The organism is Kribbella sp. NPDC003505 (genome assembly GCF_040610875.1).
GTDB lineage: Bacteria > Actinomycetota > Actinomycetes > Propionibacteriales > Kribbellaceae > Kribbella.
On record NZ_JBEXNA010000001.1, the window covers coordinates 111,586 to 125,408 of the forward strand.

Consider the following 13,823-nt stretch of genomic DNA (forward strand, 5'->3'; position numbering starts at 1 on the left):
GTCAGCGACCTCTCTCGTGCGGTTCCGGGAGCGGGACGAGGTACGTCGTGCCCCAGCCGCCGTCGGCCTCCAGCTGGGCGATGATCTCGTCGGCGATGTCCCAGGTCAGGATCAGGACGACGGCGGGCTCGGCGGCCAGCAGGTCGGCGATCGGGCGGATCGGGACCAGGCAGCTGCCGGGGATCCGGCGGCCGTGCTTGCCGGGTGCGAGGTCGACGGTGAACGGCAGCAGGTCCGTCGTCACCTTGCTGAGGCCGAGCAGCACCGGCGCCTTCGACGGGGCGCCGTACCCGAGCACGGTCCGTCCGGCGGCCCGGTGGCGGGCGAGCTCGTCGTGCAGCGCGCCGGCCGCGTGCCAGGCGGCCTCCTGCAGGCTGCCGAGCTGCACCTCGTCCGCGAGGCCGGCGGCCTCCTCGTCCTCCAGCACCACGTCGATCGATGCGTCCGGCCGCGCGTCGGCGGTGTGCCGCAGCATCACCATCAGGCTGCCGCCGTACATGTCGACCTGCTTGACCGACTCGACCGTCAGGCCGTGCAACGCGGCGAGATTGCGCAGCGCCCGCAGCGACACGTACGCCCAGTGCCCGTGCCGGATCGTGTCGAACTGGTTCCCGACGAACAACGGCAGCAGGTGGTGGAACTCCATCACCAGCAGCCCGCCCGGTGCCAGCCGCTCGGCCCGCAGCTTCAGCGACGACCCGTACTGCGGCTCGTGCACGATCCCGTGCACGTCGATGACGAGATCGGCCTTCTCGCCATCGCCCGCAAGCCGGCAGCCCGCCGCGGTCAGGTGGTCGAGCCAGGACCCGCCATGAGGACTGCCGAACTCGAACACCACCCCGCCAGTCAGTCCGGGGTAGTCACGAAGGATCTCCTTGACCGAGGCCTCCGCATGCGCCCGGCTGGTCGCCGACTCCACCGCCAGCGGCTCCTCGGCGATCTGCGCCTCGACCGGGCCGAGCTGCACCAACGTGCACTTGCGGCACAGCCACAGCGCGAGCGGCCACCGCGGATCCGGCCCGAGGTCGTCCGCGAGCGGGAAGAGGTCCGCACACGGCTGCGGTCCCAGGTCCACGACCGGTACGACGTCGTCCGCCGCGCACCCACGACACGCGAAGCTCACTTCCGCCTGTGACGTCATCAGAGCCTCCTCGTTCACCATGTCAGCGTGGCCTTGGCCGTCGTGAACGCCTCGGCGTACGGCGCGCGGCACTCCATGCCGCGCAGCCGGGCCAGTCCGGCGAACACCTCTTCGTCGAACCAGTCGTGCGGCACCTGGGACGGGTACGCCTTGTGCAGCAGCGCCACCTTGTCGCGCAGCTGCTCCTCGGTGAGCTCGACGTACAGCCACGGCCGGCCGAAGTCGCCGTCCCACTTGGGGATCTCGTAGTGCAGCACCAGGTGGTTGCGCCACACCGTCGGCGCGAGCTCGGCGATCAGCCGGTGGTCCTGGTGTGCGTCGTGCTTGCCCGGGGCCAGCACCAGGTCCGGCGTGCGGCCCTCCGCGACCGTTGCCTCGAGCAACTCCTTGGTCTCGTTCCAGTGCGCCGGCAACCGCCCGTCCGGCAGCCCGGCCGAGGTCACGCTCACCTCGCAGTCCGGCAGGAACAGCTCCGCCGCGCGGCGCGCCTCCTCCAGGCGCGCCGGCGTACCGGTCGCGATCACGAACTCGGCGGTCAGCTCCGGCACCGACTCGGCCAGCTTGAGCAGCGTGCCGCCGCAGCCGATCTCGATGTCGTCCGGATGCGCGCCGAGGGCGACCAGGTGGACCGGCCCGTCGATCAGGCCGAGCTGGAACGGAAGCATCAGATCGCCACCACCACGGGACCGTCGGACAGCCCGTCGGACACCTTGTCCAGCACCCGGCCGTGGTGGCCTCGGTTCTCGTGGCTCCACAACGCCCACGGCTTCTTCCCCGACCGGTACAGCTCCTCGAGCTGGCTGCGTTCCTTGAGCGTGTCCATCGGCGCCCAGAACCCGTGGTGCGGGATCGCCTCCAGCTTGCTCATCGCGGCCAGCCGCGGGAACGCGTCGCCGACCAGGTCCTCGTCCTCGTGCAGGACGTCGAAGATGTCCTTCTTGAGCACGAAGTACCCGCCGTTTATCCACGCGTTCAGGTCGGCGGCCGACCGCAGCCCGGTGACCCGGGAGTCGGTGCCGAACTCGACCACGTGGAAGGACGCCTGCGGCGGCACGGCGAGCAGGCTGGCGGTGACGTCGCTGGTCACGACGTGGTCGATGATCTTGTCCATCGGCGCGTCGGTCAGCACGTCGCCGTAGTTGGCCAGGAACACGTCGTCGTCCTCGAGGTACGGCCGGACCCGGCGCAGCCGCTCACCGATGCTGGTGTCGATCCCGGTGTCGACGAAGGTGATCTTCCACTCGCTGATGTCGGAGTCGAGCAGCTCGATGCGCTGGCCGCCCTTGGTCATCACGAAGTCGTTGGAGACCGTCTCCTCGTAGCGCAGGAAGTACTCCTTGACCGCCGAGCCGCCGAAGCCCAGGCAGAGGATGAACTCGGTGTGGCCGAAGTGCGCGTAGTACCGCATCACGTGCCACAGGACCGGCCGGTCGCCGATCGTCATCATCGGTTTCGGTGCGGAGTCGACGCCGCTGCGCATCCGCAGCCCGAACCCCCCGCAGAAGATCACGACCTTCATCAGACTTCCTTCCCCCCAACAGCTTTCAGATGACCTCGAGGCGCGGGATCGGGACGACGAACTTCGCGCCCCACTCCCGTGCGTAGCCGAGCTGGTGGACGATCTCCGTGCGCAGGTTCCACGGCAGGATCACGATGTAGTCGGGGCGCGTCTCGGCCAGGCGCTCCGGGGCGAAGATCGGGATGTGCGTGCCGGGCAGGTACATCCCGTGCTTGTGCGGGCTGCGGTCGACCGTGTACGGCAGCAGGTCCTCGCGGATGCCGCAGTGGTTGAGCAGCGTGTTGCCCTTGCCGGGCGCGCCGTAACCGGCGACGAACTTGCCGTCGCGCTGCGCCTGGATCAGGAACTCGAGCAGGTCGGACTTGATCGTGAAGACCTCGGCGGCGAAGCCGAGGTGCCCCTCGACGGTGTGCAGGCCGGCCTCTTCCTCGTCCATGAGCACCTTGACGACGAGGTCGGACGGTTCGCCCGCGGTCTCGACCGGGGTGCTGAACACCCGCAGCGAGCCGCCGTGGCTGGCCAGCTCCTGGACGTCGACCACCTTCAGACCGGCCGCGGCGAGCGCCGCGGAGGCGGTCTTGAGGGTCAGGTACTGGTAGTGCTCGTGGTAGATCGTGTCGTACTGGCGGTTCTCGATCAGCCGGAGCAGGTGCGGGAACTCCAGCGAGACCAGACCGTCGTCCTTGACCAGCGCCCGCAGGCCCTTCGCGAAGTCGACGATGTCCGGGACGTGCGCGAACACGTTGTTGCCGACGACCAGGTCCGCCCGGCCGTGCCGCGCGGCGGCGTCCTGGCCGGTGGTCTCGCCGAGGAAGTAGCTCTCGGTGCGGATGCCCTTCTCGTTGGCGACCTTCGCGATGTTCGCGGCCGGCTCGATGCCGAGCACCGGGATACCGAGCGCGACGGCGTGCTGCAGCAGGTAACCGTCGTTGCTGGCGGCCTCGACGATCAGGCTGTTCCCGTCCAGCCCGAGCCGCTCCTGCATGTCGACGACGAAGCGGCGCGCGTGCTCGACCCAGCTGGTCGAGTACGACGAGAAGTAGAGGTAGTCGCTGAAGACGTCGTCGGCCGCGACGTACGCGGGGAGCTGCACCAGCAGGCAGTTGTCGCAGATCCGCACGTGCAGCGGGTAGAACGTCTCACCGCTGTCCAGCTGGTCGGCGCGCAGGTAGCTCTCGCACGGCGGTGACATGCCCAGGTCGACGAACGTCTGATTCAAATCGGCGCCACACAGGCGGCAGGCCACTGCCATCAGTCCATCTCCTTCGGTCCCGGGAACGGTTCGTCGGTCTGCCGGCGCAACTGGTCGTCGACCAGGCCCGCACCGAGCAACTGCTGGATGCGGCGCAGCCGGACGAACTGGGCCGAGTTGAAGTCGTCGAGCGTCAGACCGTGCCGCTGGTAGGCGTCGTACAGCTCGTCGACGCCCTTGCGGACCGTCCAGGCGAGCTTCAGGTCCGGGAACGTCTCGGTGAGCTTGCTGAAGTCGACCTTGTAGTTGCGCAGGTCCGGCCCGGCTCCGTCGGCGATCGACAACGTCGAGTTCGGCACGGCCTCGCGGACCATCTCGGCGATGTCGCGGACCTGCACCACGTCCTCGGACCGGCCGACGTTGAAGGCCTCGTCGTGGATCGTCTCCCGCGGCGCCTCGAGCACGGTCGCGAACGCCCGGCTGATGTCCTCGATGTGCACCAGCGGCCGCCACGGGGTGCCGTCGCTCTCCAGGCGGACCTGGCCCGACGTCAGCGCGATGGCGGTCAGGTTGTTGACGACGATGTCGAGCCGCAGCCGCGTCGACGCGCCGTACGCGGTCGCGTTCCGCAGGTACGTCGGGCTGAACGAGTCGTCGGCGAGCTTGGACAGCTCCTGCTCCGCCAGCGCCTTCGTCTCGCCGTACGGCGTGACCGGGAACATCTCGGCGTCCTCGGCGACCGCCTCCGAGCCCGCGGCGCCGTACAGGCTGCACGAGGACGCGAACAGGAACCGCCCGACACCGGCGTCCTTCGCCGCGCGGGCGAGGTTCAGTGTCCCTTCGAGGTTGACCGAGTACGTGGCGTCGCGGTTCAGGTGCCCGAGCGGGTCGTTCGACAGCGCGGCCAGACAGACCACCGCGTCGTACCCCGCCAGCTCCCCCGCCGTCACGTCCCGCATGTCCCGTGGTGCGCGGCCGCCGATCGGCTCCGGCCCGCCCAAGAGGTCGCAGCCCTCGTAGAGGCCGGTGTCCAGCCCGTCCACCTGATGCCCGGCGGCCCGCAGGAACGGCACCATCACCGCTCCGATGTAACCCCGGTCCCCGCTGACCAGAACCCTCATCCGTCGTCCCCTCACCCAGCACTGGTCTGTCGACCAATACAGATCACCGGGACCGCCCGTTGATACAGGCAAATTTCTTCCGGCGATTTTCTTCGGCCCGCATGTATCAGGACGGCGTCGCGGTCGCTCTCATGGGCGCTGTGGGGACGTGGGCGAAGCCGCGTCATGAGCCTGTGGGGGGCGTTATGAAGGTGGCCGTGTTCGGCTTGGGGTACGTGGGGTCGGTGACCGCGGCCTGCCTGGCCGCCGCCGGGCACGACGTGTGGGGGGTGGACGTCGACACGGCGAAGGTCGAGCCGATCACCCAGGGACACAGCCCGGTCGTCGAACCGGGCCTCGACGAGCTGGTCGCGGCCGGCGCCACCTCGGGACGGCTGCACGCCACCACCGATCCGCGACTGGCGCTCGACGGCGCCGACGTCTCACTGATCTGCGTCGGCACCCCGTCCACGCAGGCGGGCAGCACCGATCTCACCTACATCAAGCGCGCCGTCCGCGACATCGCCGAGGCCGCGCAGGTCGTGGTCCGGCCGGAGTCCGGTTTCCACACCATCGTCGTCCGCAGCACGGTGCCGCCGGGCACCGTCGACGAGGTGGTCGCGAAGGTGCTCGCCGAGGTGCCGCCGCCGGAGGGGCTCACCTTCGGTACGGCGATGTGCCCGGAGTTCCTGCGCGAAGGATCCGGCCTGGCGGACTTCTACGAGCCGCCGTTCGTCGTGGTCGGCACCCGCAGCCCGAAGGCCGGTACCGCTCTGACCGACCTGTTCGCGTTCCTGGGCGTCGAGGTGCAGGTCGTCGACGTGCGGACCGCGGAGGCGCTCAAGTACGCCTGCAACGCGTTCCACGCCACCAAGGTCTCGTTCGCCAACGAGATGGGCCGGATCTTCCGGCACTTCGGCGTCGACTCGCGCGAGGTGATGAAGATCTTCGTGCAGGACACCAGCCTGAACATCTCGCCGTACTACCTCAAGCCCGGTTTCGCGTTCGGCGGCTCGTGCCTGCCGAAGGACCTGCGCTCGGTGCTGCACCTCGCGCGCACCCACGACACCGAGCTGCCGCTGCTGGCCGGCGCGCTCGCCACCAACGAACGCAGCGTCCGCGACGTGGTCGACCGGGTGATCGCCGGTCCCGGCCGCGAGATCGCGCTGCTCGGCCTGAGCTTCAAGCACGCCACCGACGACCTGCGCGAGAGCCCGAACGTCGAGCTCGCCGAACGGCTGATCGGCAAGGGCTACAACCTGCGGATCTATGACGCAATCGTGAATCCGACCCGCCTGGTCGGCGCGAACCTGCGCCACGTGCAGTCGAAACTGCCGCATCTGCAGCGCGTCCTCACCGACGATCCGAACGCCGCCCTGCGGGGCGCCGACCTGGCCATCGTGTCCGCCACCGACAAGGCCGCGATCAACGCGCTCCTCGCCGCACCACCGCCCCGCATCATCGACCTGAGCGGCCGGCTCGGCGCCGACGTCGAGGCACTGCACGGATACGAAGGAGTGGGCTGGTGAGCCGTCCGCGCGTGCTGATCATCATCCAGAACCTCTGGGTGCCGTTCGACCGCCGCGTCTGGCTGGAGTGCCAGGCGCTGGTGGCGGCCGGGTACGACGTCACGGTCGTCTGCCCGAAAGGCCCGGGCGATCCGTCGTACGACGTCATCGACGGTGTGACCGCCCACAAGTACAAGGCGTACGCGCCGGGCGGCAGCAAGATCAGCTTCGTCTGGGAGTACGCGTATTCGTTCCTGATGACGTTGCGCCTGGTCTTCCGGGCCCGCAAGGCCGGAAGGTTCGACGTGCTGCAGGCGTGCAACCCGCCGGACATCTTCTGGCCGATCGCGATGCTGCTGCGCCGGCTCGACGGGACCAAGTTCGTGTTCGACCACCACGACCTGTGCCCGGAGCTGTTCCAGTCCCGCTTCGGCGGCACGGCGAGCCTGCCGTACAAGGGGTTGCGGCTCCTGGAGCGGACGACGCACCGCCAGGCCGACCACGTGATCTCGACCAACGACTCGTACCGGCGGATCGCGATCACCCGCAGCGGCAAGGCCAACCACGACGTGACCGTGGTCCGCACCGGGCCGGACCCGGACAAACTGCTCCGCGACCATGACAAAGGGGCGGACGAGTCGCTGCGCCGCGGTCACCGCTATCTGGTCGCCTACATCGGCGTGATGGGCCCGCAGGACGGCGTCGACATCGTCGTCCGGGCCGCGGACCACATCGTCAACACGCTCGGCCGCACCGACGTCGCGTTCACGCTGATGGGTGGCGGCGACTCCTTCGACGAGGTCGTGGCGCTGCGCGACGAGCTCGGGCTGCAGGAGCACGTCGAGTTCACCGGCCGGGTGCCGGACGAGACCGTGCGCGCGGTGATGTCGACCGCGGACCTCGGTCTGTCGCCGGACCCGAAGAACCCACTCAACGACGTGTCGACGATGAACAAGACCATGGAGTACATGGCGTTCGAGCTCCCGGTCGTCGCCTTCGACCTGGTCGAGACCAAGGTCTCCGCCGCCGACGCCGCGGTGTACGTCGAGCCGAACGACGTGGCGCAGTACGGCGACGCGATCGTCGAGCTGCTCGACGACCAGGTCCGCCGCCGCCGGATGGCGAAACTCGGCCGCGAACGGATCGAGCGGGTGCTGGCGTGGCGGCACCAGCAGAAGGCGTACCTCGGGGTGTACGACCAGCTCACCGGGCACGTCAGCCGGCTCGCCGACGTCACCGGCATCAAGAACGCCGCGGGGTCCTGAGGTGTGCGGCATCGCCGGCTGCTACCAGCAGCGCGACGGCTTCGCGCTCGCGGAAGCGATGAGCGACCGGATCGCGCATCGCGGACCGGACGCACACCTGATCTATCGCTTCGAACAACCCGATGTGAGCGCCCAACTGGCGCACCGAAGATTGTCGATCATCGACCTGTCGTCGGCCGCGGACCAGCCGTTCAGCAAGCGCGGCCTGACGATCTGCTACAACGGCGAGCTCTACAACTACAAGGAGCTGCGCGCCGAGCTGTCCAGGTCCGGTGTGCACTTCCGCACCCACGGCGACACCGAGGTCGTGCTGGAGGCGTGGCGCCGCTGGGGCCCGGACGCGCTCAGGCGTTTCCGGGGCATGTTCGCGTTCGCGATGCTGGACGAGGACAGCGGCAGTCTGTTCCTGGCCCGCGACCCGCTCGGCATCAAGCCGCTGTACTTCCTGCGTCGTCAGGGCGGCGTGATCTTCGCGTCCGAGCTGAAAGCTCTGGTCACTGCCGTCGGTTCCGAGCTGCGCACCGAGCCGGGCGCGCTGATCGCGTCGATGCTCTATTACTGGCTGCCCGAGCAGCGCTGCGCGATCGACGGTGTGGAGAAGCTGCCGCCCGGTTCGTGGGCGGAGTTCCGGCCGGACGGCAGCAGCCGGGAGGCGACGTACTGGCGGGTGACCGAGGTCGCGACCGAGGCCGCGGCCGGTCCGCGGGCCGACCTGCGCGAGGTCATCGAGGAGTCCGTGGCCGCGCACCTGGTGGCCGACGTGCCGGTGTCGACGTTCCTGAGCGGCGGCCTGGACTCCAGCCTGGTCACGGTGCTAGCGAAGCGGATGGACCCCGGCGTCGACTCGTACACGATCACGTTCCGCGCGCAGGACCACAAGCTCGAGGCGATGCCGGACGACGCGGTCTACGCGCGCAAGCTGGCGCAGCAGTTCGGGATCGACCTGCACGAGATCGAGATCGCGCCCGACGTCGTCGACCTGCTGCCGCGGATCGTCGACATCCTCGACGAGCCGATCGGCGACCCGGCCGCGATCAACACGCTGCTGATGTGCGACACCGCACGGGACGCAGGTGTGAAGGTGCTGCTGTCCGGGATGGGCGCCGACGAGTTGTTCGGTGGCTACCGCAAGCACCTCGCGTGCGTGATGGGAGCGCAGTACCAACGACTTCCCCGCGCTCTGCGCAACGGTCTGGTCGGGCCGGCGGTACGCCGCCTCCCGGTGACCGTGAACGGGCGCGGACTGCGCTACGCGCGCTGGGCGAAACGGTTCGAGACGTTCGCGAACCTGCCCGAGGAGACCGCGTTCCGGCGCAGCTACACCATGTACGACGGCGACCAGCTCGCCGGCCTGCTCAGCCCGGACCTCGAGCCGTACGTCGGGAAGCTGCTCGCCGAGCACAGCGACATCTACCACGACACCACGCTCGACGACCACGTGAACCGGATGTGCCTCGCGGACTCGCGGCTGTTCCTGCCGGGGCTGAACCTCGCGTACACGGACCGGTCCAGCATGGCGGCGTCGACCGAGGTGCGGACGCCGTTCGTCGACCCGGTCGTCGCCCGTGCGGCGTTCTCGATCCCGGGCGCCGAGAAGATCCACCGCCGGGTCGGCAAGCTGGCGCTGAAGAAGGCGGCCGAGGCGTGGTTGCCGAAGGAGATCATCTACCGGCCGAAGGCGTCGTTCAGCGCGCCCCTGCGGGCGTGGGTGCGGAACGACCTGCGCGAGCTGGTGGACGACGTGCTGCTGCGCGGGGAGCTGGTCGGGAGCGGGTTCTTGCGGCAGGCCGGCGTACAGAAGCTGGTCGACGACGAGCGGGCCGGGCGCGAGGACTACTCCAAGCAGATCTGGCAGTTGCTGACGCTGGAGACCTGGACCCGGAACATGCGGTCCCTCGGCGTCACGATCACCTCCCTCTGACTTTCGCGAAGGACGGATATGAAGCAGGTTGCGCAGAACTACAAGTCCGGTGAGCTGGCGGTTCTCGACGTACCGCCGCCGGGCTGTGCGCCGGGCGGGGTGCTGGTCCGTTCGCTGTACTCGCTGATCTCCACCGGCACCGAGCTGATGAAGGTCGGCGAGGCGAAGCTGTCGCTGGTCGGCAAGGCGAAGGCCCGGCCGGACCAGGTCCGCAAGGTGCTGGACACCGTTGCGCAGCAAGGTGTGATGAGCACCTACAAGAAGGTCATGAACAAGCTCGACTCGTACACGCCGCTCGGGTACTCGCTGTGCGGTGTCGTGGTCGAGGTGGGCGCCGGCGCCGAGGAGTTCAGCGTCGGCCAGTTGGTCGCCGCGGCCGGCAACGAGTACGCGCTGCACGCGGAGTACAACTGGGTGCCGGTGAACCTCTGCGTTCCGGTGCCGGACGGGGTGCCGGCCGAGCAGGCCGCGTTCTCGACCGTCGGCGCGATCGCGATGCAGGGCGTGCGGCAGGCCGAGGTACAGCTCGGTGACACGGCGGTGGTGATCGGGCTCGGGCTCGTCGGGCAGCTCGTCGTACGGCTGCTGGTCGCGGCCGGGGTACGGGTGTTCGGCATCGACACGGTCGCGGACCGCTGCCGGATGGCGGAGAAGGCCGGGGCGTTGCACTGCTCGTCGCCCGACGAGGCGGGAGTGGCGTCGCTCGAACGCGCGCTGCTGGAGGCCTCGAACGGCCTGGGCGCCGACCACATCCTGCTGGCCGCCGGCGGTCACTCGAACGGCCCGGTGGAGACCGCGGCCCGCCTGGCCCGCGATCGCGCCCGCGTCGTCGACATCGGCAAGACCAAGCTGGACCTGCCGTGGAACGCCTACTACGACAAGGAGCTGGACGTCCGGTTCTCCCGCTCGTACGGCCCGGGCAGGTACGACGACCGCTACGAGCTGCAGGGCATCGACTACCCGGCCGGCTACGTCCGCTGGACCGAACGCCGCAACCTCGAATGCTTCGTCGACCTGATCGCCCGCGAACAGATCGACGTGGCGTCCCTGATCGCCAACACCTTCCCGATCGCGGACGCCACCGACGTCTACTCCAAGTTGAGCACAGGCGAGTACCCAGGCGTGGGTTTCCTCTTCGAATACCCAAAGGAAGATCTGCCGACCGCCGGCCCGGGAACCGCCGCGACGACCAGTTCCAGGAGTGTCGCGCCCTCTGCCGGCGCCGTACGGATCGGCTTCATCGGAGCCGGAAACTACGCATCGAGCATGCTGCTGCCGCACCTGCAGAAGAACCAAGACGCGGTGCTGGCCCGAGTAGCCACCAACAAGTCCCTGTCAGCCGCCAACGCCCAACGCAGATTCGGCTTTGAAGCGCTCTCCACCGACGCCGACGAAGTACTGTCGGACGAGAGCCTCGACGCCGTGTTCGTGGTGACCCGCCACAGCTCCCACGCCGACCTAGCCTGCCGCGCCCTGGAAACCGGCAAAGCGGTCTTCGTCGAGAAGCCGCTCGCGCTCACCGACGAGGAGCTCGACCGGATCGTCGCCACGGTGGAGGCCACCGGCAACGACCGCCTGATGGTCGGCTTCAACCGCCGGTTCGCCCCGCTGCTCACGGAGCTGAAGGACCGTTTCGGCGACCCCGGCGGCGCGTTCTCGCTCCGTTACCTGGTGAACGCCGGCAAGCTCGACTCCACCAGCTGGTACCTCGACGCCGGCAAGGAAGGCAGCCGCTTCGCGGGCGAGGGCGGCCACTTCGTCGACACCCTGACCTGGTGGCTGAACAGCCTCCCGACCGAGGTGTACGCCGTCCCCGGCCCGGACACCGGCGACGTCGTCGTCACGCTCCGGTTCGCGAACGGCTCGGTCGCCACGATCAGCTACGTCGGCGGCGGCACCGCGCGTTTCCCGAAGGAGACGATCGACATCACCGGCGGCGGCCGCAACGCCCGGTTCGACAACTTCCAGAGCGCGTCGGTGTGGACCGGGCGCAAACCGTCGGTCCGCAAGTCCCGTAGCACCGACAAGGGCCAGCGGATCGAGCTCGAGCGCTTCGTCGCCGCGGTGAAGTCCGGCGGCCCGATGCCCATCCCGTTCGACGCCCTGGTCGCCACCACCCGCGCGACGATCGCCGTCGACCGAAGCCTGGCCAGCGGCCGGCCGGAAAAACTGTGAGCCGCCAGCCCTTGGGCTGGTACGTCCGCCGCCTCCGCCGGATGTCCCCCACCGAACTCATCTGGCGCACCCGCGATGCCGGACGCCGTTCTGCCTGGGCCTACCAGCAGGTCAGGCCCGGGCAGGACGGAAACCCGAACCTCCCGCTCCGCACCGAGCGGGTCTTCCCGACGACGCTGTCGCCGCAGACGGCCCGCGGAGTGCCCGACGCGGCCCGCAAGGCGGTGATCGCCCAGGCCGACGCGATCCTGGCCGGGAACCTCGAGGTTCTCGGTGTCGACCGCACGGACCTCCGCGCACCGGACTGGTTCCGCGACCCGACCACGGGCCGCCGGTCCGACCCGGCGAAGTACGTCTTCAAGCTGAACCACCGCAACGAGCAGGCGGTCGGCAACATCAAGCAGGTGTGGGAGCTGTCCCGCCACCATCACCTGACCCAGCTGGCCGCCGCCTGGTACCTGACCCATGACGACCGGTACGCCGAACGCGTCGCCGACCACCTGAACGACTGGTGGCGCTCCAACCCGTTCCTGTCCGGCGTTCACTGGGCCAGCGGTATCGAGATCGGCCTGCGGCTGATCAGCTGGACGTGGATCCGCCGGCTGCTGAACGACTGGCCCGAGGTCACCGACCTGTTCGAGCACAACGAGCAGGCACTGCAGCAGACCTACTGGCACCAGCGCTACCTCGCCGCGTTCCGAAGCCACGGCTCGTCGGCGAACAACCATGTGATCGCCGAGGCGGCCGGACAGCTCGTCGGAGCCTGCGCGTTCCCCTGGTTCAGCAAGAGCGACCGCTGGCGCGCGGACGCGGCAGCCCTGTTGGAGAAGGAACTCGACGCCAACACGTTCCCCTCCGGTGTGAACCGCGAGCTGGCCACCGACTACCACCGTTTCGTGTCGGAGCTCGGTCTGTACGCCGCGGTAGAAGCAGAGGCCGCCGGGCACCCGCTCAGCGCGCAGACGTGGGCGCTGCTGACCCGCACGGTCGATGTGGCTGCAGCGATCGTCGATACGACCCTGCGCCCACCACGCCAAGGTGACGACGACGAGGGCATGGTCCTGGTCCTCGACCCACCAGATGCCGGCAACTGGTCGGCGTACCTCTCACTGAGCGCTGCGGTCGTCGGCAGCGCACCCTGGTGGCCCGACAGCGAGCCCACGGCGACATCCGTCATCGTCGGCTCGTTGATCAGCAAGAAGCAGCCGGACCGCCCGGCCGAACGACCGGACTGCTTCCGCGACGCCGGCCTGGTCATTCTGCGCAGCCGGGACAGTGGCCCGGAGATCTGGTGCCGCGCGGATACCGGTCCGCACGGCTTTCTCACCATCGCCGCGCACGCCCACTCCGACGCCCTCTCCCTCGAGCTGCGCGTCGACGGCGTCGACGTTCTCGCCGACCCCGGCACGTACTGCTACCACGGCGAGCCGGAGTGGCGGGACTACTTCCGCTCGACCATCGCCCACAACACTGTCGAGGTAGCCGGCACCGAGCAGTCCACCTGGGGCGGCCCGTTCCTCTGGCTGCGCGGCGCGACCGGCGTACTCCGTCGGTACGCCGGGAATGCCTGGGAGGCCGAGCACGACGGCTACGCGCCCGTGACGCACCGGCGTACCGCCGTACTGGAGCAGGGCGTGCTGCACGTGGAGGATCACCTCGACGCGCCCGCCGACGTACGGATCGCATGGCACCTGGGGCCTGAAATCGAGTTCGACGAGCAGACCGGACAGCTGACATGGTCCACGGGCTCAGCTGTCGTCGAGCTACCGGCCGGGCTGACGTGGACAGCGCACCGCGGCGACGACAGTCCGTTGCTGGGCTGGTACTCACCGCGCTTCGGACACAAGGTCCCAAGCACCACCCTGGTCGGCACCGGCACCTCGAACCCCGACTCGCCCGCAACCACCATCTTCCGCTTCCGCACCTGAGGTGTATCAGCGCCTCGGTCCGCCCCTCTATTACTCCGTACCGATAGAGGTTGGCTTAGACGTTCGCTTGGAGG

The 13,823-nt window shown here is 69.1% G+C and carries 10 protein-coding genes; 5 read left to right on the top strand and 5 right to left on the bottom strand.

Annotation, left to right across the window (positions count from 1 at the left end):
* Position 1 precedes the first annotated feature (1 nt).
* Genes ABZX12_RS00485 through ABZX12_RS00505 form a run of 5 tightly spaced genes read right to left on the bottom strand, consistent with a single transcriptional unit; the run spans position 2 to position 4,973 of the window.
* The gene (locus ABZX12_RS00485; protein ID WP_355688482.1) at positions 2 to 1,141 is read right to left on the bottom strand and encodes a class I SAM-dependent methyltransferase; all 1,140 of its coding nucleotides are present in this window, start codon (positions 1,139 to 1,141) and stop codon (positions 2 to 4) included.
* A gap of 14 nt (positions 1,142 to 1,155) precedes the next feature.
* Complete coding sequence (locus ABZX12_RS00490) at positions 1,156 to 1,806, bottom strand: PIG-L family deacetylase (RefSeq protein WP_355688484.1); 651 nt, start codon at positions 1,804 to 1,806, stop codon at positions 1,156 to 1,158.
* Entirely contained in the window at positions 1,806 to 2,660 is an 855-nt protein-coding gene (locus tag ABZX12_RS00495; RefSeq protein ID WP_355688486.1) for a sugar phosphate nucleotidyltransferase, read from the bottom strand. The genes ABZX12_RS00490 and ABZX12_RS00495 overlap by 1 nt, the downstream gene beginning before the upstream one ends.
* Before the next feature lie 25 nt (positions 2,661 to 2,685).
* On the bottom strand, positions 2,686 to 3,912 hold the full coding sequence (locus ABZX12_RS00500; RefSeq protein WP_355688488.1) for a class I SAM-dependent methyltransferase: 1,227 nt from the start codon (positions 3,910 to 3,912) through the stop codon (positions 2,686 to 2,688).
* Positions 3,912 to 4,973, bottom strand: a complete 1,062-nt coding sequence (locus tag ABZX12_RS00505) for an SDR family oxidoreductase (RefSeq protein WP_355688489.1) — start codon at positions 4,971 to 4,973, stop codon at positions 3,912 to 3,914. Before ABZX12_RS00505 ends, ABZX12_RS00500 begins: the two co-directional genes overlap by 1 nt.
* Before the next feature lie 185 nt (positions 4,974 to 5,158).
* On the opposite strand from ABZX12_RS00505, the gene ABZX12_RS00510 reads away from it, so the two are divergent.
* From ABZX12_RS00510 to ABZX12_RS00530, 5 genes are read left to right on the top strand one after another with little or no spacing between them, the layout of a single operon-like run.
* Positions 5,159 to 6,481 (top strand): UDP-glucose/GDP-mannose dehydrogenase family protein, encoded by a 1,323-nt coding sequence (locus ABZX12_RS00510; protein ID WP_355688491.1) that lies wholly within the window; start codon positions 5,159 to 5,161, stop codon positions 6,479 to 6,481.
* Complete coding sequence (locus ABZX12_RS00515; RefSeq protein WP_355688493.1) at positions 6,478 to 7,725, top strand: glycosyltransferase family 4 protein; 1,248 nt, start codon at positions 6,478 to 6,480, stop codon at positions 7,723 to 7,725. The genes ABZX12_RS00510 and ABZX12_RS00515 overlap by 4 nt, the downstream gene beginning before the upstream one ends.
* A 1-nt stretch (position 7,726) precedes the next feature.
* A complete protein-coding gene (gene asnB, locus ABZX12_RS00520) occupies positions 7,727 to 9,646 on the top strand; it encodes an asparagine synthase (glutamine-hydrolyzing) (RefSeq protein ID WP_355688495.1) in 1,920 nt (639 codons plus the stop codon).
* An 18-nt stretch (positions 9,647 to 9,664) separates the two neighbouring features.
* Positions 9,665 to 11,821: a bi-domain-containing oxidoreductase gene (locus tag ABZX12_RS00525; RefSeq protein WP_355688497.1), complete on the top strand. Its 2,157-nt coding sequence runs from the start codon at positions 9,665 to 9,667 to the stop codon at positions 11,819 to 11,821.
* Positions 11,818 to 13,749: an alginate lyase family protein gene (locus ABZX12_RS00530; RefSeq protein ID WP_355688499.1), complete on the top strand. Its 1,932-nt coding sequence runs from the start codon at positions 11,818 to 11,820 to the stop codon at positions 13,747 to 13,749. The genes ABZX12_RS00525 and ABZX12_RS00530 overlap by 4 nt, the downstream gene beginning before the upstream one ends.
* The last annotated feature ends 74 nt before the right edge of the window (positions 13,750 to 13,823 follow it).